This window comes from Chryseobacterium sp. JJR-5R, assembly GCF_034047335.1.
In the GTDB taxonomy this organism is placed as follows: Bacteria; Bacteroidota; Bacteroidia; order Flavobacteriales; family Weeksellaceae; genus Chryseobacterium.
Window position 1 is genome coordinate 1,376,733 of the sequence record NZ_CP139137.1, and the last position, 21,276, is coordinate 1,398,008.

Below are 21,276 nucleotides of genomic sequence, written 5' to 3' on the forward strand. Positions count from 1 at the left end.
TCTACATTTACATTCTTAAAAAAATAATATGAATGTATATGTTGTCGCGCTTTTCAGGTTTAATGAAAATTATCTGATGGAAGCGGTTGAACTTTTTCAGTCTTTGGTAAGGGAAACCTGTAAAGAAGAGGGGTGCCTGCAATATGACCTGATTGAAGATAAAGTGACGAAGGGAACTTTTTTTATGGTAGAGCTGTGGGAAACCGAAGAGCACCTGAACCGCCACAACGGGCAGGATCATTTGCTGGATTTCCGAAGGGATGTTTCCAAAATATTGGAAAGCTCCACACAGGTATATAAAGGATCTAAAATTTTATAACCTGCCAATCCATCCGGAACTGATCAGCTGAAAGCTTTATTTCAAGGTTCCTGAGAAAAGATAAAAAGGCTGCCCACCCTTGGTGAACAGCCTTTATAGAAAAAATAGAAAGTATTAAAAAGTTTAGATTTTATTTCACGATCAGTTTTTTGGTTTCTGTCTGACCGCCGAAAGTGATTTTTACCAGGTAAGTTCCTGAAGTGAGATGCGATACATTGAGATCCTGCTGATAGAAGCCGGCCTGGTTGGTCAGTTCCTGAGCATATAATTTTTTCCCGGAAAGGTCATATACCTCTGCATTTCCTTTGCTGTTCTGCTTTTCTTTAATGTCAAATAAAACCGTCACCTTCTGGCCAGCCGCTGCTGGGTTCGGATACATCCCGAATGATGCCTTCTTGCCGGCTACATCATGAGTTCCTAGGAAAGAAGTGATATTTTTATATTTGAAGTACATATTTCCCGTAGCGCTTCCCTCGTTGGAAGTGAAATACATCCTGTAGTACTCAGAGCCCTGCTTAATGTAATATACTACATCATTATACAGGCCTGTTGTAGGTTTCCAGGTGTGCCCGACAGCCGTAATATTATTTGAAAATGCTGATGAAGCGGGAAGTGTAGAGGTTGCTGCAGCCTGGGTTTCAGGCTGTACTTTTGCTACCGTAATATTGGTATTCTGGATTACGCCTGCCATTCTGTACTTCATCGTTGCAGGCTGTCCTGTACCCGGGTTGATGTATGAATAATCGGTCCAGTACCGCGTGAACATCAGGTCCCAGTTGGCTCTGGCAGGTTCTGCATTGGTTACTTTATCGCCCGTGGCAAAAGAAAAATAATTGAAATATGCGTCATCGCTTCCGTTGGCAATTGTTTTGGAAACCGTAGCATCCCATGCGCTGTTGGCAGTATTCCATTTGGCATATCTGAAAGTATAGCCTCCGAAGTAATCATCTATCATGAATTTATAGTAAGTTCCTGAAGCATATTTTAAAATGAAGATTACTTTTCCTTCTACGTGGTGGTTTCCGGGGTTGTATTCCCCCCATCCGTAAGTAGCGGTTCCCTGTTCAAAAGCACCCTGTTGAATGACGGTTGTATTATCAAGGTTATACAGAGGAGCTCCGTATGCGGAGACACTGTTGGATGTAATGGCATTCCAGTCATTCGGGTTATTGGAAGCCTGATATACCTCTATGTTCTGCGCATCATTGATCCTTGTCCCGAAATTCATGGACGAATTCCTGTAAAAGGCAATATCCCAGTTATTGGCAGGCTGAGAAACGGTATTGTTTGCACTTAAGTCAAAAAATACACGGTTCTGATAATTGGCTCCCATCGTCATGTTTACCGTGGTATAGCCGTTTGCATCAACCTGTGCCAAAGCAGTTTGCTGAATACCGACAGCAAACATGGCTGCTAAAAGTAGTTTTGTTCCCATAGGATATAAAGTTATTATTATTTAGAATTATTCTACAAAACTAAATAATTATTTTTAATTGTTCTAAATAAAAACATGACTTTTGTCGTGTTTTATAACTTTCTTAGATAAGATCCGATGATACGGTCATCTTATTATAAAAAACCGGCTCATGAAAAATCACAAGCCGGCTGAAATATGCGTACTGATCAATTATTTTTTAATGAATTTTGATTTTACTACCGAACTTTCAGCATTTTCAATAAGGATATAGTAAACACCGGTCTGCAATGCACTGATGTCAAAAGATCTTCCGGATAATTTACCTTCGGCCACTTTCTGTCCTCCGGCTGCATAAACCTGGATGTTCTTAGGATCTTTCTTTGCAATAAATTGTAAGGCTGTGTTTTCAGCATTTACGGCAAACTGTATTCCTTCTTTTAATTTTACCTGATCTGAGGTGCTCAGTACAGATGCATTGTTGTACTTCACATTATCAACGGCCAATGCTGAATGGGAAGATCCCGGAAAGGTAGCTAACGGGTTCCGGAACCTGAATACGATGTACTGTTTTGCTGATGCAGGTACTGTAATAGGTGAAACGGTGGTTTCGGCTGCTGTGCCACTGAATGTAAAAGACTGCAACAGCTGATATGATGCAGGTACACCGCTTCCTGCTGTAAGATTGGCAGGATCATCAATCAATCCTACTTCAAGTGTGGACCCGCCTGTAGGCGTTACGGTAAAAGTTATTTTTTTTGAGCCGTCCGGAGCTGCAATCTGTGGTGAAACCAGAAAAACGTCTGCACTTAGTGAACCTGCTGCATAAAACTGAGCATATTGATTATTGGTCGTGGTATTTTTATCAACATAGATGTTATGGGGAACGGTTGTTTTCTTCGTCCAGCCATTAGCAAGGTTATTGTAATTTACCGGAGTGGATACGACTGCACTCTCAAAATTTTCATCAATCATCGCTACTTGTGCATGCGCTGCAGCAGCCGTAAGCATCAAAGTTCCTAAAAGTAGTCTTAATTTCATAACGTTATTTTTATTTAGAATTATTCTACAAAATTAATTAATTATTTTTAATTGTTCTAAATAAAACATTATATTTGTCGAAATTTTTTGCATCTATGAAGAAGAAAGTGCTCTCCATCCTGTCGTTATCCGTTGTTTTATGGATAAATGCACAGGATAAAGATTCTCTTAATCAGCGTAATATAGAAGAGGTGGTTCTTACCGGGCAGTTTACCCAGCAGTCTATAAATAAATCCATTTACAAAGTTGAAGTCATAGATGCACAGCAGATTAAAAATATGGCCGTGACCAATGTTGCCGAGGTTTTAAATCAATCTCTCAACATACAGATTACGCCTGATACAAACTCAGGAAATTCAACAGCCAATATTTTAGGGCTGGGAGGCCAGTATGTTAAAATCCTGATCGATAATATTCCTGTGGTGGGAGATACCGGCTTAGGAAGCAACATTGATCTTACCAAACTCAGCCTTACGAATATTGAAAGAATTGAAATTGTAAAAGGCAGTATGGGAGTGGAATACGGGAACGGCGCTTTGGCTGGGGTAATCAACATCATTACCAAAAAAAGCAGTTCCAAGAAATTAAGTATAAGGGCAAGCCTTCAGGAAGAAACGGTCCGGGATAATTATAATCTTAGAAAAAAAGGACAGGGAAGGCACATTCAGAACATAAATGCAGCCTATAATTTTAATGATAACTGGTTTACCAATATTAGTTTCAATCATAATCAGTTTATGGGTTATGAGGGTAATAAAGAAGGTTATAAATACTTCCAGCAGGATAATTTACGCGGTTATGAATGGAATCCTAAAGATCAGTACGAAGCCAATGCACTGATAAAATATGCTAAAAATAAAACGTCATTCTTCTATAAAACCTCTTATCTGAATGAAACATTCAATTACTATAATCCGAAAGTAGACAGGATTCCTTTAAACGACGGTTTGGGCGGAGTGGTTTATAAAAGCCTTGACAGGAATTATAATACTGAGCGATGGATTCATCAGTTTAACATTCAAACCCAATTAGGGCAAATCCGTTATATGGGAGATTTTTCCTATCAGAACCAAAACCGGAAATTTTACGATTATAATTATGATATTCCTAACAGGGCAAAAGATCCTAATTATAATGAGCAGTCCTATTATAAGACAGATGTGATATATTCCAGAGGGATGTTCAGTAACTTTTTAGACAGTAAAAAATTTGATTTTCAGCTAGGCTATGAGCTTGATCATACAGACGGTTATGCAGCGCTTATTGCAGGTGAATTTAACGGAAATAACATCTCAAGAAAAATTTTCACTTACGGCACTTTTCTTTCTGCGGAATGGAATATTTCAGATAAGTTCTCTCTTAGGCCCGGTACAAGGCTTTCCGTAAGCAACAGGTTCGATAATCAGTTTAACTATTCAGTCTCCGCAAGATATAAGACTTCTGAAAATTCCAATTTAAGAGGAGTCTTCGGTACTGCAAACCGGTATCCTACCTACGATGAACTGTTTACCTATTTTGTAAATGTAAATCATGATATACAGGGTAATCCTGATCTTAAGCCTGAAACCGGATATTCAGCAGGACTTTTCTGGGATCAGGGTTTTTCATTGGGCAATGGATGGAAATTTAATTATAACCTTGAAGCGCTATATGTAGACTTGAGTGATAAGATTGAAAATGTGATGATTGTACGTCCTTCTACTTATAAATATATGAATCTTGATAAGTACAGAAGCTTGTTATTCGGAGCAAATGCAAATATTACAAAAGATCAGTTTTCAATTGGTGTAAGAACATCGTTGAACGGGATTTCTGTTTCTAAACAGGAAATGGACGCCAGAACTCCGGAAGATTTTCAATATAATTTTCAGGCAGGAGCAAATGCAGGCTATCAGATAAGCGGATCCCGTACAGCATTCAATCTGTACTATAAATATACAGGACCGGCAAGGATATATGTAATTGAAAATGAAACTTTCCGTCTGGCAGAAACAGACGGATTCCATATAATGGACTTCATCGTAAGCCAGCCGTTCTGGAAAGACCGCCTGGAACTCTCGATGGGAGTTAAAAATATATTCGATGTAACTACCATCAACAGTACCAACAATACGGCAACAGGACATAATGCAGCTACGGACCGCCTCAACTTATATTACGGCAGAAGCTATTTTGCAAGATTAATGTATCAATTTTAATAAAATAACAACATGAAACATTTAAAAATAATATCCTTACTTTTTATCATTGCCGTACAATCATGTTTTTCAGCAGATGAAGAACCCGTATCTGTACCTCCGATGACCGGGGCAACATCAAAACCGATGGTAGGAGGGGCCAATCAGCCAAATCAGGTATGGATTGATTTAAGTGATATAGATCCGGTTACCAAAGAACCCAGACAAAAGACTAATCAGAGAACCGATTGGGATTTAGGGTTTTATAACGGTGATGAATTTCGTGTGGTTATTAACGGATCCATCGCAATGGCTGTAGCAAAAATACCGAATGCAACAAGTATAAATGCTGTAAAATCCGCTGACGTGTCGGGGCTGATGGCTGCTGTGCAGGTAGGTACATTTACAGCCAATAACCTTGCCTATATTGATAATCCCGATGGAAATTTTTTGACCCAGACTACCGGAATTGCGGAAATAAAAGCAGATGAGGCTGATAATGCTGTATATCTTGTGAATATGGGCAAAATGTTATCTACAGCTACAGTAGCTAACGGCTCGGTATCATTGACAGGGGATTCAAGAGGATGGAAAAAAATACAGATCCTGAGATCAGGTAACGGATACCGTTTAAGATATGCCAATCTGAATGATAACCAGTATAAGGAACAGATAATTACTAAGAATGCTGATTATAATTTTAATTTTTTCAGTCTTGAAAAAGGTCAGTCTGTTCAGATTCAGCCTCAAAAGGATCATTGGGATATTGCATTTACAAGTTTTACCAATGAGGTATTTACAGCCCCCGGACAAAGTGCGGGAAGCTATTTCTATGCAGATTTTATTATTACGAATATGATCAGCGGGGTAGGAGCTTACCAGATTGATGTTCCTGCCGGAAAAACACTGGATCAGGTGTATGGAGATTTTAAATTAAGTAATGTTGAATCATCCAGATTGATCTTTAATGACCATAGAGCTTTGGGTGATAAATGGCGGACTACTACAGGTGCGAACGGACCTCAAACGTACAGCGACAGATTTTTTGTTCTTAAGGATGCAGAAGGTTTTTATTACAAAATAAGATTTAACGCCATGACCAAAGACGGAGTGCGCGGCTATCCGAACTTTGAATTTCAACCCTTATAAACAAATCAAATAATTAAATAGCAATCAATAATATCATGAAAAAAATAATGCTTGCCGTTTCCGTGCTGGCTGCCGTGTATTCTTGTAAAAAAGAACAAAATGCCAAAACCGGGACCCAAACGGAAATCAGCTCAGAAACTCCGAAATCCAACAATAAAATCGTAACGCTTAACGGCGGGATTACGGAAATCGTAGCTGCTTTGGGCCACGAAAAAGAAATCGTAGGAACCGATGTTACCAGCACGTACCCGGGATCCCTGAAAGCAACGGCAAAGGATCTGGGTCATGTCAGGTCAATGACCATTGAGCCGATCATGGCGGTGAGTCCGACCCTGATTTTAGCCTCCGATAAAGACATTAATCCTGAACTGATGGGGAAAATCAAGTCTTCAGGCATCAAAACTGAAGTCTTTAAACAGGAATTTACCGTAGACGGGACTAAAAAGTTAATTGCTGACGTAGCAAAGGCAGTCGGGAATACAGACTATCAGAAGCTTAATGATAAAATCGATGCCGATTTAAAACAGGTTCAGCCGATTGCCAAAAAACCGAAAGTGCTGTTCATCTACGCAAGAGGCCCGATGCTGATGGTATCAGGTAAAAATACGCCGATGGCTTCATTAATTGAACTGGCAGGCGGTGAAAATGCAGTAAGTGATTTTGAAGATTTCAAGCCATTGACCCCTGAAGCGGTCGTAAAAGCCAATCCGGATGTCCTGTTCTTCTTTACCAGCGGGCTTGAAGGAGCCGGCGGAAACGAAGGCGCACTGAAAATGCCGGGTGTTTCACAGACTAATGCCGGTAAGAACAAGAAAATCATTGCCATGGACGGAGGCCTGGTTTCCGGTTTCGGGCCAAGACTGGGAGAAGCTGCTGTAGGATTAAACAAGCTTTTAATTGAAAACACCAAGTAAATTATACTTTTATATGATCATAAGTGTCCTGCTGCTTATTTCACTGGCAGTATGGTCACTGAACACCGGGGTTTATGACTTCGGCGGGAAATCAGCTTTTGAGGTATTGGGGAAACTGATACAGCAGGATCCGGATTTGTCATTAAGCGATAAATATGTAGTCTGGGATGTGCGTACAGCCAGGATTATCATGGCCATCCTGATCGGGAGCATGCTTGCCGTTTCAGGGACCAGCCTGCAGGGATTATTTAAAAATCCCCTGGCAACGGGAGACCTGATAGGCCTTACTTCGGGAGCCACACTGCTTGCTGCGGTTGCCATTGTTTTAGGAGGGCATTTTCAGCAGTACCTGCCTGAAGCCGTACAGTTTTCACTGGTGGGGATCTCCGCGTTCATCGGGTCTTTTTTATCTATGCTTTTGGTGTACCGGATTTCCACAAGCAGTGGAAAAACCAATGTAGTCATGATGCTTCTGACGGGCGTGGCCATTACGGCCATCGGTTTTTCAGTGACGGGATTCCTGATCTATATTTCAAAAGATGAGCAGTTAAGAGATTTAACGTTCTGGAATTTAGGAAGCCTCGCAGCAGCAACCTGGACGAAAAATATCATCCTGGCCATTGTTCTGGTGATCTCGTACAGCATGCTGCTGCCAAAAGGAAAAGCACTGAATGCCATGATGCTGGGCGAAAAAGATGCACAGCATCTGGGAATCAATGTGGAAAAGTTAAAAAAGCAGATCATTATTATGACTGCCCTGATGATCGGAACCTGCGTTGCATTTTCAGGGACCATCGGTTTTGTAGGCCTCATCGTACCGTATATTTTAAGGCTTTTATTTAAATCAAACTACGCGTTTATCCTGCCTCTGTCAGCAGTTTGCGGAAGCATTTTGCTGTTGACGGCAGATACATTCAGCAGAAGCATTGTACAGCCTTCAGAACTGCCGATCGGGATCCTGACGGCATTAATGGGAGGGCCGATTTTTATCGCAATATTAGTTAAATCCAAAAAATCACTGGCATGATCAGGGCACATCAGATCAGTTACCGGCATAAGGAATTCCATATCCTGGACGGGATTGACGTTTCATTGGAATATGGTGAATTCTTAGCCATAGTGGGGCCGAACGGGGCCGGAAAATCAAGCCTGCTGAGTATTCTCGCCAATGAAGTGAAATCAGATCAGAAGATTCTGTTTAAAAATAAGAACATCAGCGAATGGGAAGTCAGGGAACTTTCCAAGCACAAGGCGAAATTTTCCCAGCACAACAGCAATGATATTCCGCTGGAAGTAAAAGATGTCGTAATGATGGGGCGTTATCCGTATTTTGAGGCCCAGCCGAGACAGGAAGACCACGAAGCCATGAACAACATGATGTACGAAACAGATGTTTTCCATTTGAAAGAAAGGGAATATAACACCCTGTCGGGCGGGGAAAAACAGCGGGTGCACCTATCCAGGGTTCTGGCCCAGCTGCAGAACGGGATTGACCATAAGCTGCTTTTTCTGGATGAACCCTTAAACAACCTGGATGTGAAACACCAGTACAAAGCATTGGAAATCATTAAAAAGTTCACCCAAAAAGCCAATTCTGCCGTTGTGGTGCTTCATGACCTGAATTTGGCCGCACAGTACGCAGATAAGATTTTATTGATGAAATCAGGAAAAGCTGCCGCATTCGGGACACCGGAAGAAGTATTCACCGCTGAAAACATCAGCGATGCCTATAATTTTCCGTGCACGATCTGCGCGCACCCGATTACCCATAACCCGATGATTATTTTTGGATAAAATGGATAAAGAAGATTTGAAAAAACTGGCACAGCATTTAGCGGATCCGCAGGGCGAAAAAGGAATTGAGGTCGCGGCAATGATGAATGAAACCAATATCGGGATGACCCTTGAAAGCATCCAGGCACTTCTGATAGAGGATAACGAAAACATCCTGGAAATAGGCCACGGCAATGCAGCGCATGTTAAACACATTATAAAAAAAGCCGGGAACTTAAGATATACAGGGATCGATATTTCCGAAACCATGCATAATGAAGCGGTAAGATTAAATAAAGAATATGAAGATCAGGTGGATTTTGTATGGTATGAAGGCAGGAAGCTGCCTTTTACAGATAAGGCTTTCGATAAAATATTTACGGTAAACACCGTGTATTTCTGGAGCGAACCCGTTCAGTATCTGAATGAAGTGTACCGGGTGCTGAAAGACAACGGAACTTTTGTCCTGACTTTCGGACAGAAAGAATTCATGGAGAAACTGCCTTTCACACAGTTTAATTTTACCCTTTATACCACTTCAGAAATGGAGGAAACAGTATCGCAGAGCCAGTTTAAAAGGATGAAAATCTCTGAGAAGGAAGAACAGGTGAAAAGCAAAACAGGAAATGAAACCATAACAAGAAATTATACAATTCTAACCATAAAAAAATAAAATAATGAGCACATTAGTAAATGAATTAAAAGAAAAATGGGAAGCTCTTAAAGTTGAAAACCCACATATGAGAATCAGGAATGCAGCGGCAGAACTTGGCGTAAGCGAGGCAGAATTGCTGGCCACAAGTATTGGCGAAGGTGTAACGGTACTCAGACCGGAATTTCAGGATATTTTAACGGAAGCAGAACAGTTGGGGAAAGTAATGGCCCTTACACGCAATGACGAGTGTGTTCATGAAAGAAAAGGAGTTTACCGGAACGGAGATTTCAGCAGCCCGCATGCACAGCTTTTCGTAGGAGAAGATATTGATCTTAGGATTTTCCTGAACCACTGGAAATTTGTTTTTGCTGTGGCAGAAGGTGACAAGAAAAGCCTTCAGTTCTTTGGGAAAGACGGACTGGCCCTGCACAAAATTTATTTAACAAAAGACAGCAACGAAGCGGCTTTTGATGTAGCTGTGGAGAAATTCAGGGCACAAGACCAGAACCAGGCTTTCGAATTTGAAACGGTAGCCCCTAAAGCACCTGAAAAAGCAGATTCTGAAATTGATGTTGAAGGGTTTCAGCAGGCATGGACTTCTTTAAAAGATACGCATGATTTCTTCATGATGACCAGAAAATTCGGGGTGAGCAGAACACAGGCTCTGAGACTTGCTCCCGAAGGTTTTGCTAAAAAAATTGACAATTCAAAAGTGGTGAACGTATTGGAAGATGCTTCCGAAAAAGAGCTTCCGATCATGATCTTTGTAGGAAACTGGGGAATTATCCAGATCCATACGGGAAATGTGAAGAAAACACTCTGGCATCAGCAGTGGTTCAATGTCATGGACCCAGATTTCAACCTGCACTTGGATGTAACCAAAATCGCTGAAGCATGGATCGTAAAAAAACCTACTGAAGACGGAGAAGTAACTGCCATCGAAGTATTTAATAACGAAGGCGATTTCATCGTTCAGTTCTTCGGAAAAAGAAAACCGGGAATCCCTGAGCTGCAGGAATGGAAAGACCTGGTAGCCGGATTGGAAAAATAATAATAAGAAGAATAATAGTTAGATCGTTTTTTTTATTAAGGCCGTTTTGTTTTTGCAGGGCGGCTTTTTTATTTAATTTTGAGGTCATGATGATTTTAATAAATGCCTGTAAAATCACTCCTGATCACAGAATAATGATTAGAACTAAAAAATAAAATAAAAATGAAACATATTTTCACAATATTAGTGCTTGTTGCTTTCTGTTCATTAAATGCGCAGGATTTCAAAGCCTACCGGTTTTATACGCAGAAAGGAAAAGAAATCAAAACGGATAAGCTGATCAGTGAACTGTCAGATTATGATGTGGTGTTCTTTGGTGAAAACCACAACAGCTCCATCAACCACTGGCTTCAGCTGAAGGTTACGGAAGCCCTGTATCAGAAGAAAAACGGACAGCTTATTCTGGGCGCCGAAATGTTTGAAAGGGACAACCAGCCTCAGCTGAATCAATACCTCAATGGGACTTTTGATGCGAAAAAACTGAAAGATTCAGCACGGCTGTGGACTAATTTCCCAACCGATTACAAGCCTTTGGTAGATTTTGCCAAAGCTAAAAAATTAGATTTTGTAGCCACGAATGTCCCGAGAAGATATGCTTCCCAGACCGCAAAAGAAGGATTGGAGTCCCTTAATAACCTTCCTGAAAAAGACAAGGCCTATATGGCGCAGCTTCCGGTAAAAGTAACACTGGAAACTCCCGGCTATCCTGAAATGAAAGCCATGATGGGCGATCATGCAGACGGAACTAAAACGATGAATTTTATTGCTGCCCAGGCCATTAAAGATGCTACCATGGCAGAATCCATCCTTAAGAATTTCAAGTCCGGCAAAACATTTATCCACTACAACGGAAACTACCACAGCAAAGAATTCGGAGGGATTTACTGGTACATCAGGCAGAAAAACCCCACCCTGAAGATGGCGGTAATCTCTGTGTTTGAATCGGAAGATCCTGAACTGAAAATACCTGAAAAAGACTATAAACCGACCGACTTTAATCTGGTGATCCCGGCTGATATGACGAAAACCTATTAGAATGTTCTTACCGATTTTATGGCTGTCTTTAGCCGAATCATGAAAACATCTTTTATCTTTGAATAAGATTCAACAAAAATGAAAAAACTTTCTTTGCTTTTTATATTGCTTGTCGGTTTTAGCCATGCCCAAGAACTCACTCCAGCGGAAATTGCCTTAATAAGTCAGGGTGATATAGCATCGGCACTTCCGATTTATCAGACCACTGAAGCACATCAGCATCAGACATTGTTAAGACTTTCACAGGATATTGATCCGCTTGATAAAAATACGGCAATACTGGTAAACAGAATGAAAGAATCCCTTCTTTTAACAGACGGCGGTGTGGGGATTGCTGCGCCACAGGTCGGAATCAACCGAAAAGTAATCTGGGTCCAGCGTTTTGATAAAGAAGGAGAGCCCTTGGAATATTTCATTAATCCGGTGATCATCTGGAAATCCGAACTGCAGAACCTCGGCCCGGAAGGGGACCTGTCAATCCCTGATTTCAGGGACCAGTTTTACCGCAGCCAGGTGATCCAGCTCGGATATACTGATCTGAAAGGGCAGAGGCATTCTGAGATCGTGGAAGGGTTTACCGCCGTTATTTTCCAGCATGAGATTGACCATCTGTACGGCATTCTGATTTCAAATAAAAAAGAAAAGGAAGGAAGCGGTGAGTATATAAAAGTGGATGCGTTTAAGAGAAGTGATGCGCTGACGAGGTAAAATACATTTATTCATCAAAATTTTGCATCAATTAAACTACTTATTCATTTCCCGCATCAATTCAAAACACAAGGCATCAATATTTTCCATTTTAGGATTGAAAGCCGAAACGTTTGATAATATGATTACTGCTGTTTGATTCCCGGTATTTACAGTCATTGAAGATGAATATCCGGCGGTTCCACCGTTGTGCCAAAATAAATTTTGCCCGTTTTCTGATTTTAAAATATGCCAGCCTAAACCGATTTTCATTTTTTCGCTGATGTCAAAAGTGGGTGTTCTTGTTAATGTAAGTTCTTTGTTTTCAGAATTAAACTGTGCGGCGGCAAATTTTGCTAAATCTTTCGTTGTTGATAAAATGCCACCCCCGCCAAACAGAGCGTCAAAATCCCAATTTGGAACTGTTTCTCCGTTTGCATTTAAACCCTTTACCAAATTTTCTCCCAGATTTTGAGAATTGGTAAAAGAATCTGTCATTTGATACTTGTCAAAAATTCTTTTCCTTAACAACTCCTGAAAACTTGTTTTTTGAGATAAACCCAAAGTATATCCTAATAAACCTGCGCCTAAATTTGAATAAGCGTATGATGCTGAGTTTTGATGCTCAAGCTTCAAAGTGTTTTTTAGGTAATCTTCAAGTTCTCTACTGCCATAGTTCTTATAGGGATTAGACTTATTGGATAAATCTAAATTACCGGGTAAACGGGGCAGCCCGGATGTATGGTTCGCCAGACTTCCAAAACTAATGTTGAGATTGTCTTTGAATGTAAAAGGGTAATAGCTATTGACAGGATCAGCTAGACCTATTTTTTTATCTTCTACCAGGGAAGCCAAAACAGTGGATGTAAATACTTTGGTAATGGATCCGATTTCAAATACTTTGCTTTGATTTTCAATTGGTTTTATAGAATCATTTTCTTTTATAATTCCGTAGTAATTTGTTTTTCCGTTTTTGATAACGGCAATAGATAGTTGGGTGTTATTTGGGAAGTCTTTCGATTTTAAATAAATGATTTGGGCAATTTCTTTCGGATATTTACTTAAAGCGTTTACAGTATTTGTTTCTGATGCAGCAGATTCTTTGTATGGCTTTACAAAAAGTCCGTTGATTTGATTATTCTCATTCAGTGAAATATTGACTGACAAAACTGCCTTTTCAAACCTGGTTTTATAAGTTGCATAAGTTTTCTGTTCGTATCCGGTGAATTCTTTATTCTCAATTTTGCCAGCCTCGGATTTTAAACCGGTTAAAAATTCCTTTGTACTTTCAAGAGGTAATGCCTGTTTCATTTCAATTGAGAAATTGCTGAAAATTTCATCATATTTTCCGGCATTATATTTTGTCTGAAACTGGTCAATGGCAGTTTTGTAATTTTCAGTTTGAGCAAAGATATGATTGGCCATGAGAATGGCGAAAAGTAACGCAAATATTTTTTTCATGAGGTTTCTGTTGTAAAGCCAATTTATTTTCAGGGCCAGCTATTTCTAACGCCTTATATTTCCACAAAAATAAATAATTTCCTCAAACAAAATCTAAATCCTGCTGATATGGAAAATCTGCCTCCGAAGGAAGCAGATTTATATAATTTTAAATAAAAAAAATCTTAGTTGTTCGTCACCGAAAGCTTTACTTCAATATTATTTCGTGTCGCATTGGAGTAAGGACAGATTTCATGGGCCTTTTCCGTCAAAGACTGAGCTTCCTCTACAGAAACTTCAGGAATGTTGACATTCAGTTCAACAGCTAAACCGAAACCGCCGTTTTCCAGCTGTCCGATACTGACCTGTGCGGTTACTGCTGTTTCTCCGGTTTCAATTTTAGATTTACTGATGACCAGGTTCAATGCGCTGTCAAAACACGCAGCATATCCTGCGGCGAAGAGCATTTCAGGATTGGTAAAATCATCATTGGCTCCGCCTAATCCTTTCGGCATTCTTACTTCAAGGTCTAAAACTCCGTTTTCGCTTTTTACATGGCCGTTTCTGCCGCCTGTCGCAGTTACCTGGGTTGTGTACAAGGTTTTCATTTATTTTCTATTTTATTTAATATTTTTTGAACGGTTTCTTTAAGTTCGGCCAGGTCTTCTTCCGTAAGGTTCAGTTTATCCTGGATTTTTCGGGGGATTTCACAGGCTTTCTGCTTCAGCAGGGCTCCGGCTTCGGCCAGAAATACTTCAACCACTCTTTCGTCCTGCTTTTTCCTCTGCCTTATGATAAAATGCTTGCTTTCCAGCCTTTTCAGAAGGGGAGTGAGCGTACCGCTGTCCAAGTACAGTTTTTCACCGATCTGGTTAACGGTCAGTCCGTCATTTTCCCATAGCACCATCATCACCAGATATTGTGGATAGGTAATGCCGAGCTCGTCAAGAAAAGGCCGGTAAAGCCCTGTAATTTCTTTTGAAATGACATACAGCGGGAAACAGATCTGGTTCCCTAACCTGGGTGGTTGGTGATGTTCCATAATTCAAAAATGGGCTGGGAAATATTATTTTCTGATGATAAATTCTTCCATTGGGATCCGTACTTTCTTCATGTGGGAAAGCCAGTCGTTTTCGGCATCTTTATACCCGATATACAGCAGTGACACACTTTTCAGCCCCAGTTCACCCAATCCTAAAATTTCATCCACCACTTCATTGCTGAAGCCTTCTGCAGGAGTCGTGTCTATTTTCAGTTCGGCTGCCTGCACCATGGCAAGGCCCAGGGCAATGTACGTCTGTCTTGCCGTATGGGCAAAATGCTCTTCGGGAGTCTGTGCGCCGTACAGTTCCTTGATTTTATCGGTGTAGCTTGAGAATCTTCCTCTCGGCAAATCTCTGATATCCGTATGAAGGTCATATACCTTATCGATCTTCTCATCAGAATAGCTGTCCCAGGCGGCAAAAACCAGGACATGCGAGCAGTCTCTCATCACTTCAGGATTAAGTGCCCCCCGAACCATTTGCTCCTTTAATTCCTGGTTTTCCACGACAATAACGCGGAACGGCTGGAGGCCGGATGATGTCGGGGCCAGTCTTGCCGATTCTAAAATTTTATTCAGATCTTCTTCAGATACTTTTTTCGTCGGGTCATATGCTTTTACGGCATGTCTCCAGTTCAGGTCTTCTATTAATGACATTTGATATACATTTTTAATTGAACTCTTGTATGCAAATATATTGCCAAATTAAATTGTGCACAATTCAATTGTGTTAAATTTATTTAAAGTGTTGTTAAGATCAATGTATTGCCATTATGAAAATTTTGAAACCCCGCCTGAAGCGGGGTTTCCATATAATTGAATAAAGATTAATCATTTTTAAAGTGATGATTAATAAAAATTGATTAAAGTATTTTTATTTGGATGTTAATTCCGCTTCAAAAACCTCTGCAAAATGTTTCCTGATCTTTGCTTTGATATCTACTATTTCTTCGGGAGTCAGTTCCCTTTCCAGCTCTCTTTTCAAAGAAGTTACCTGTTTGTCTTTGATTCCGCAGGGAATGATATATTCAAAATAACGCATGTCGGTATTCACATTCAGTGCAAGACCATGCAGGGTAACCCAGCGGGAAGCTTTTACGCCCATCGCGCAGATTTTTCTGGCATACGGTTTCCCAACATCCAGCCACACACCGGTTTCTCCCGGAGAGCGTTCTCCTTTTAAACCATAACCAGCGATGGTCCTGATGATGACTTCTTCCAGGTTCCTCATGTATTTATGTATGTCCGTGAAGAAATTTTCAAGGTCAAGGATAGGGTAGCCCACAATTTGTCCATACCCATGATAGGTAATATCGCCGCCGCGGTTGACTTTTACGAAAGTGGCATCGATTTCTTTAAGCTGTTCCATCCCGGCCAGCATGTTTTCTTCATGCCCGCTTTTCCCCAGTGTATACACGTGAGGGTGTTCCACCAAAAGGAAATGGTTGGGTGTAATGATATGCTCTTCTGCAGGCAGATCACGGTTTCTGATTTTGGTATCAATGATATTTTTCATCAGCTGTTCCTGGTAATCCCAGGCAGGCTGATATTCTTTTATACCCAGATCTTCAAATGCTACGGTCTTATTCTGATGTGTGTTCATTGAATTGTTTAATAATACAAATTTAATGATTTTTATGCTTTGATGGAATGGATGAAATCGATAGCCGTATTTCTCCAGTTTCTGTCCTGCAGCAAAATATCCACAAATGCAGTTCCGATGATGCCGCCATCTGCTTTTTCCGTGACATTTTCAAAATCTTCCCCGGATTTGATCCCGAAACCGATCATCAGGGGATTTTTTAAAGGTAATGATGAAAGCCTGTTTAAGTATCCGTCATTTTTCAATACGGCGTTTGCATTTCCGGTGGTGGATGAGGAACTTACCGCGTACAGGAATCCTGAACTTAAAGAGTCCAGGTACAGAATCCTTTCATCAGACGTTTCCGGGGTCACCAGGAAGGTAAAGTTCAGGTTGTACTGTTCCAGCACTGCCTGATAATTTTTTTCGAATTCCACGGGCGGTAAATCAGGGATAATCAGTCCCGAAACTCCGCTTTCGGAACACTCTCTGCAGAAATTCTCAAAACCGAAGCTTAAAACAGGATTGATGTATCCCATTAAGATAACCGGGACTTTGATTTGGTCTTTCACGGATTTTAACTGGGAAAACAGTTTTTCAATGGTCATTCCATTATTCAGGGCCTGTTCATGGGCTTTCTGAATGACCGGGCCGTCCGCCACAGGATCGGAATAAGGCATCCCGATTTCCATCATGTCCGCTCCTGTATCCTGGATGAGTTTTATAATATCTGCAGTATCATCCAATTCAGGAATCCCTGCGGTGAAATATATATTTAGTTTTTTCATATTTATTGTATTAACGGATGATGAAAAATGCCTTTAAAATCATGTGACATCAATGTTTTTCACCTTTTACAAATTGTTTAAATACGTTTCCATATCCTTATCGCCGCGGCCGCTCAGGCAGATGACCACAACATCATCCTCACTGAATTTTTTCTTGCTTAAAACCGCCAGTGCGTGGGCACTTTCCAGTGCAGGAATAATTCCTTCCAGCCGGGTCAGTTCAAAAGCAGATGCCAAGGCCTCCTCATCAGTAATACTGAAAAATTCAGCACGCTTTTCCTGAAACAAATGCGCATGGAAAGGCCCGATTCCCGGATAGTCCAGTCCGGCGGAAATGGAGTGGGGCTCAATCACCTGGCCGTCCCCGGTCTGCATCACCAAACTTTTGCTTCCGTGTAAAACCCCTAAAGTCCCCAGGAAGGTGGTTGCTGCCGACTTTCCTGAAGCCACGCCCAGGCCTCCTGCCTCCGCAGCAATAATTTTTACGTCTTCTTCCTCAACAAAATGATAAAAAGTTCCTGCGGCATTGCTTCCGCCGCCCACACAGGCCATTATATAATCCGGGTTTTCTCTTCCTGTCTGCTCATGCAGCTGTTCTTTGATCTCCTTTGAAATAACACTCTGAAACCTTGCGACCAGATCAGGGAAAGGATGCGGGCCAACCACACTTCCGATGACGTAATGCGTTGTGGTTGAGTTATTAATCCAGTCCCTCAATGCTTCGTTCACGGCATCTTTTAAAGTTTTTGAACCTGAAGTAGCAGGAATAACGGTAGCTCCCAGCATTTTCATTCTTCCAACATTCGGAGCCTGTCTTGCAATATCGACTTCACCCATGTAAACGATGCATTCGAGACCTAATAATGCACAGGCAGTTGCGGTGGCAACGCCATGCTGCCCGGCTCCGGTTTCGGCTATAATCCTGTGTTTTCCAAGACGTTTGGCCAGCAGAACCTGCCCTAATGCATTGTTGATTTTGTGCGCGCCTGTATGATTAAGGTCTTCGCGTTTCAAATACACTTTAGTCTTATATTTTTCGCTTATATTTTTCGCAAAATAGAGTGGTGTGGCACGGCCTACATAATTTTTCAGCAGATCCTGGTATTCAGCCTGAAAATCTTCGGATTCTATGATTTGTAAATACTTATTTTGAAGTTCTTCCACATTCGGATAGAGCATTTCAGGGACGAAGGCCCCTCCGAATTCTCCGTAATATCCGTTTTCGTCTGGGTTTTTATAATTTACTGTAGTCATTTTTATAGGTGATTTCGGGTTGATGTTTTACTTCAAAATTTAATGAGTTGGCAATGAAACAATATTCATTCGCTTTTTGATGCAGCTCGGTTGCTTTTTCAATCATATCTTTTTCAGCAACTAAGATTTTAGGTTTAAGTATAATTTCGGTGAATTTTCCGCTTCCGTTTTCATTTTCTATCATTGTTCCTTCTGCGAAATCCACATATTCCAAGACCAAAATCTTATTAACCGAACAAAAATGCAGATACCATAACAAATGACAGGATGAAACTGAAGCCAACAATAAATCTTCAGGATTGTGAAGCTCTGGATTTCCTAAAAATGCCGGATCTGAAGAACCGTAAATCTCTTTTTTTCCATCAACCGAAATAGTGTAACTTCTTTCATATGAGCGATAGTTTTTGGTTGATTCACCGTTATTTCCCGTCCATTCTATTTTTGATTTGTAGTTGTGGTTTTTCATTGATTAAGCATTAATTTTTTTATTTTTTCTACATCTTTAATTCCTGGTTCAATTTCAAATTTTGAATTGATGTCGAGAGCAAATGGTTTTTGATCTAAATTAGTAATATCATCGGCATTTTCCAAAGAAATTCCGCCGCTTAGAAAATAGGGAAAGGGGATTTCAATTTCATTAAGTATGTTCCAGTTAAAAGTTTTCCCGGTCCCTCCGAACGCTTTTGAATCCGTATCGAAAAGAAGGTAGCTCACGGTTAATGGCTGATCGTTAATTATTTTCTGTAATTCTTCTGAATCCTGGCCTCCAATTCTGATGACTTTGATAATCTCAATTCCAGCGTTCAGTTTGTGTTTTAACTCTAAGATAAAATCCGGGTTTTCATCGCCGTGAAGCTGGATGAAATTTAAATCTGCTTTTTCTGAAAGAGCAACAATTTGATCAATATTTTCATTCACAAAAACACCTGCTTTCCCCTGATGAGGTATTTTCGAAATATCTTCTGTATTTAAATGATTTAAAACATATCTTGGCGACTTTCCGTAAAAAATAAAGCCCAGAAAATCTACATTCATAGAAACCAGTTCCGGAATTTGGTTCATCTGGGTCAAACCGCAGACTTTGATTTTGAGTTGGTATTTTCCAGTTGATTGTTGATTGCTTTCAGTCATTGCTAAAGGGTGGTTTGTTACATTGATACTTGAGAAACAAATTCAGCGAATTTTTCTCCCGGGTTTTCGTTTTTCATAAAATATTCGCCCATCAGAAACCCGTTAAAACCCTTCTCCTTCAGAAATCTGAAATCTTCTATACTGTAAATCCCGCTTTCCGCAACCGACAAAACATTTTCCGGCAGCTGATTTTTGAGGTTGACAGAATGCTGCAAATCAACTTTAAAATCCTTTAAATTACGGTTGTTGATTCCTACTAAATCAATATCCGGATTAAGGTGTTCCAGTTCTTCTCCGGTATGGATTTCCAGTAAAACTTCCAGGCCTAGTTCATGTGCCAATGCTGAGAAATCCTTTACCTGAGCAGGCGAGAGGCAGGCGGCAATCAGTAAAATGACATCGGCCCCGATGCTTTTGGCTTCATACAGCTGGTATTCATCAATCATAAAATCCTTTCGCAGGATCGGGATTCCAATATGCTTCCTTACTTTAATGATGTCTTCAGCAGTTCCTCCGAAAAAATCCCGGTCCGTTAAAATAGAAATTCCGCTGGCCCCGGACTTTTCGTAGGCTGAAACAACTTCCAATGGAGAAATTATATCATTGATCATGCCTTTTGAAGGCGATTTTCTTTTGAATTCCGCAATGATTCCGCTTCCGGTGATGATATTTTCTTTCAGAGAAAAGCTTTTCCGTGCAAACATTGCAGAATCTTTTAGTTCCTGAACGGAAACCTCTGATTTTGAAGCTTTAACTTCTTCTTTTTTTCGCTGTATAATGGTGTCGAGTATATTCATTATGTATTTTTTTAATTAGACCCTGAATTTTAAAGGGTGCTCAATTCAGCAGCAGTTCCAGGCTTTTCAAAGCGTTTCCTCTATATAAACTTTCCTCTGCCATAGCCACGCAATGGCTGTAGCTCCCGAATTTCCCGGTATGAGACAGGGCTACTGCTGCGTTGGCCAGCACTACGGAATTCTGCTGTTCCGTACCTTTTCCGAGCAGGATATTTTTGAAAAAGGCTGCCGTTTCCTGGATTGTTTTACCGCCCTGTATGCTTTCCGGGGTAACAGAAACAAATCCCAGATCTTCAGCCGAATACATCTCTTCACCGTTTTTGGTAATGATCTTGCTGTCATGCGTAAGGCTGATCTCATCATAGCCATCCATCCCGTGAACCAAAGTGAAATCACGGTTTTCTTTCTGAAGCAGGTACTGGTACAGCCGGGCAATTTCAAGATTATACACCCCGATCACTGAAAACTGCGGCTTCGCAGGATTAACCAGAGGGCCGAGCAGGTTGAAAAACGTCCTCAGGCCTAAAGATTTCCTCAGGGCTCCCACGGATTGCAGCGCAGGATGAAAATAAGGCGCATGCAGAAAACAGATATTTGCTTTTTCCAGATCTTCCTGAAGCCGGTCTGAACTGTTTTTAAATTCATAACCCAGCTCTTCCAGGACGTTTGAGGATCCGGTAACCGTTGAAGCCCCGTAATTCCCGTGTTTGGTTACTTTCTGTCCGGTTCCTGCCACCACAAAGCTGGCTAGGGTAGAAATATTAATTGTATTTTTCCCGTCGCCACCCGTTCCTACGATATCAATGGCATCGGTGGCATCAATATGCACGGGAACGGCCATCTGCAGAAGGGCCTCGCGGAACCCTTCAAGCTCCTTCAGGGTGATATTCCGCATCAGGAAAATACTGATGAATGCGGTAACCTCTGTATCATTGAATTTATTTTGGGCAATTTCAATCATGATGGCCTTTGCCTCGGACTTGGACAGGGTATGGTGATTAAATAAATATTGCAGGATGTCTTTCAT

23 protein-coding genes are annotated in these 21,276 nt (G+C 40.8%); 10 read left to right on the forward strand and 13 right to left on the reverse strand.

Annotated features, from left to right (window positions below):
• Positions 1 to 28: 28 nt before the first annotated feature.
• Positions 29 to 319 (forward strand): putative quinol monooxygenase, encoded by a 291-nt coding sequence (locus SD427_RS06335; RefSeq protein ID WP_320560434.1) that lies wholly within the window; start codon positions 29 to 31, stop codon positions 317 to 319.
• Between the two features lie 130 nt (positions 320 to 449).
• Here the strand turns inward: SD427_RS06335 and SD427_RS06340 are convergent, their stop codons facing one another.
• On the reverse strand, positions 450 to 1,754 hold the full coding sequence (locus tag SD427_RS06340; protein ID WP_320560435.1) for a T9SS type A sorting domain-containing protein: 1,305 nt from the start codon (positions 1,752 to 1,754) through the stop codon (positions 450 to 452).
• 192 nt (positions 1,755 to 1,946) lie between these two features.
• Positions 1,947 to 2,774 (reverse strand): T9SS type A sorting domain-containing protein, encoded by an 828-nt coding sequence (locus SD427_RS06345; protein WP_320560436.1) that lies wholly within the window; start codon positions 2,772 to 2,774, stop codon positions 1,947 to 1,949.
• 95 nt (positions 2,775 to 2,869) lie between these two features.
• Here SD427_RS06345 and SD427_RS06350 point away from each other — a divergent pair, with 95 nt between their 5' ends.
• The 9 genes from SD427_RS06350 to SD427_RS06390 all read left to right on the forward strand — a co-directional run bounded on the left by SD427_RS06350 (position 2,870) and on the right by SD427_RS06390 (position 12,236).
• Positions 2,870 to 4,972: a TonB-dependent receptor plug domain-containing protein gene (locus SD427_RS06350; protein ID WP_320560437.1), complete on the forward strand. Its 2,103-nt coding sequence runs from the start codon at positions 2,870 to 2,872 to the stop codon at positions 4,970 to 4,972.
• Between the two features lie 12 nt (positions 4,973 to 4,984).
• Positions 4,985 to 6,100, forward strand: coding sequence for an HmuY family protein (locus tag SD427_RS06355; protein WP_320560438.1), 1,116 nt, complete (start codon positions 4,985 to 4,987; stop codon positions 6,098 to 6,100).
• A gap of 35 nt (positions 6,101 to 6,135) precedes the next feature.
• On the forward strand, positions 6,136 to 7,014 hold the full coding sequence (locus SD427_RS06360; RefSeq protein WP_320560439.1) for a heme/hemin ABC transporter substrate-binding protein: 879 nt from the start codon (positions 6,136 to 6,138) through the stop codon (positions 7,012 to 7,014).
• Positions 6,998 to 8,041: an iron ABC transporter permease gene (locus tag SD427_RS06365; RefSeq protein ID WP_320560440.1), complete on the forward strand. Its 1,044-nt coding sequence runs from the start codon at positions 6,998 to 7,000 to the stop codon at positions 8,039 to 8,041. Before SD427_RS06360 ends, SD427_RS06365 begins: the two co-directional genes overlap by 17 nt.
• Positions 8,038 to 8,808 (forward strand): heme ABC transporter ATP-binding protein, encoded by a 771-nt coding sequence (locus SD427_RS06370; protein ID WP_320560441.1) that lies wholly within the window; start codon positions 8,038 to 8,040, stop codon positions 8,806 to 8,808. Before SD427_RS06365 ends, SD427_RS06370 begins: the two co-directional genes overlap by 4 nt.
• A gap of 1 nt (position 8,809) precedes the next feature.
• Positions 8,810 to 9,460 carry a class I SAM-dependent methyltransferase gene (locus SD427_RS06375; RefSeq protein WP_320560442.1) on the forward strand — a complete coding sequence of 217 codons (651 nt, stop codon included), beginning with the start codon at positions 8,810 to 8,812 and terminating at the stop codon, positions 9,458 to 9,460.
• Between the two features lie 4 nt (positions 9,461 to 9,464).
• Entirely contained in the window at positions 9,465 to 10,493 is a 1,029-nt protein-coding gene (locus SD427_RS06380; protein WP_320560443.1) for a hemin-degrading factor, read from the forward strand.
• 162 nt (positions 10,494 to 10,655) lie between these two features.
• Positions 10,656 to 11,528: a ChaN family lipoprotein gene (locus SD427_RS06385; RefSeq protein WP_320560444.1), complete on the forward strand. Its 873-nt coding sequence runs from the start codon at positions 10,656 to 10,658 to the stop codon at positions 11,526 to 11,528.
• A gap of 78 nt (positions 11,529 to 11,606) precedes the next feature.
• Positions 11,607 to 12,236: a peptide deformylase gene (locus tag SD427_RS06390; protein ID WP_320560445.1), complete on the forward strand. Its 630-nt coding sequence runs from the start codon at positions 11,607 to 11,609 to the stop codon at positions 12,234 to 12,236.
• A gap of 36 nt (positions 12,237 to 12,272) precedes the next feature.
• Here SD427_RS06390 and SD427_RS06395 read toward each other — a convergent pair whose 3' ends face one another.
• The 11 genes from SD427_RS06395 to trpD form a co-directional block, all read right to left on the reverse strand.
• The gene (locus SD427_RS06395) at positions 12,273 to 13,676 is read right to left on the reverse strand and encodes a serine hydrolase (RefSeq protein WP_320560446.1); all 1,404 of its coding nucleotides are present in this window, start codon (positions 13,674 to 13,676) and stop codon (positions 12,273 to 12,275) included.
• 164 nt (positions 13,677 to 13,840) lie between these two features.
• Complete coding sequence (locus SD427_RS06400) at positions 13,841 to 14,263, reverse strand: organic hydroperoxide resistance protein (RefSeq protein ID WP_320560447.1); 423 nt, start codon at positions 14,261 to 14,263, stop codon at positions 13,841 to 13,843.
• On the reverse strand, positions 14,260 to 14,697 hold the full coding sequence (locus tag SD427_RS06405; protein ID WP_320560448.1) for a MarR family transcriptional regulator: 438 nt from the start codon (positions 14,695 to 14,697) through the stop codon (positions 14,260 to 14,262). The genes SD427_RS06400 and SD427_RS06405 overlap by 4 nt, the downstream gene beginning before the upstream one ends.
• A 24-nt stretch (positions 14,698 to 14,721) precedes the next feature.
• The gene (locus SD427_RS06410) at positions 14,722 to 15,354 is read right to left on the reverse strand and encodes an NAD(P)H-dependent oxidoreductase (protein ID WP_320560449.1); all 633 of its coding nucleotides are present in this window, start codon (positions 15,352 to 15,354) and stop codon (positions 14,722 to 14,724) included.
• Between the two features lie 217 nt (positions 15,355 to 15,571).
• Entirely contained in the window at positions 15,572 to 16,300 is a 729-nt protein-coding gene (gene lipB / locus SD427_RS06415) for a lipoyl(octanoyl) transferase LipB (RefSeq protein ID WP_320560450.1), read from the reverse strand.
• Between the two features lie 32 nt (positions 16,301 to 16,332).
• Positions 16,333 to 17,067, reverse strand: a complete 735-nt coding sequence (gene trpA / locus SD427_RS06420) for a tryptophan synthase subunit alpha (protein WP_320560451.1) — start codon at positions 17,065 to 17,067, stop codon at positions 16,333 to 16,335.
• A 66-nt stretch (positions 17,068 to 17,133) separates the two neighbouring features.
• The gene (gene trpB / locus SD427_RS06425) at positions 17,134 to 18,321 is read right to left on the reverse strand and encodes a tryptophan synthase subunit beta (RefSeq protein ID WP_320560452.1); all 1,188 of its coding nucleotides are present in this window, start codon (positions 18,319 to 18,321) and stop codon (positions 17,134 to 17,136) included.
• Positions 18,302 to 18,787 carry an OsmC family protein gene (locus SD427_RS06430; protein WP_320560453.1) on the reverse strand — a complete coding sequence of 162 codons (486 nt, stop codon included), beginning with the start codon at positions 18,785 to 18,787 and terminating at the stop codon, positions 18,302 to 18,304. Before SD427_RS06430 ends, trpB begins: the two co-directional genes overlap by 20 nt.
• A complete protein-coding gene (locus SD427_RS06435; protein WP_320560454.1) occupies positions 18,784 to 19,452 on the reverse strand; it encodes a phosphoribosylanthranilate isomerase in 669 nt (222 codons plus the stop codon). The genes SD427_RS06430 and SD427_RS06435 overlap by 4 nt, the downstream gene beginning before the upstream one ends.
• Positions 19,453 to 19,469: 17 nt before the next feature.
• Entirely contained in the window at positions 19,470 to 20,249 is a 780-nt protein-coding gene (trpC, locus tag SD427_RS06440; protein ID WP_320560455.1) for an indole-3-glycerol phosphate synthase TrpC, read from the reverse strand.
• Positions 20,250 to 20,289: 40 nt separating this feature from the next.
• Positions 20,290 to 21,276 (reverse strand): anthranilate phosphoribosyltransferase, encoded by a 987-nt coding sequence (gene trpD / locus SD427_RS06445; RefSeq protein ID WP_320560456.1) that lies wholly within the window; start codon positions 21,274 to 21,276, stop codon positions 20,290 to 20,292.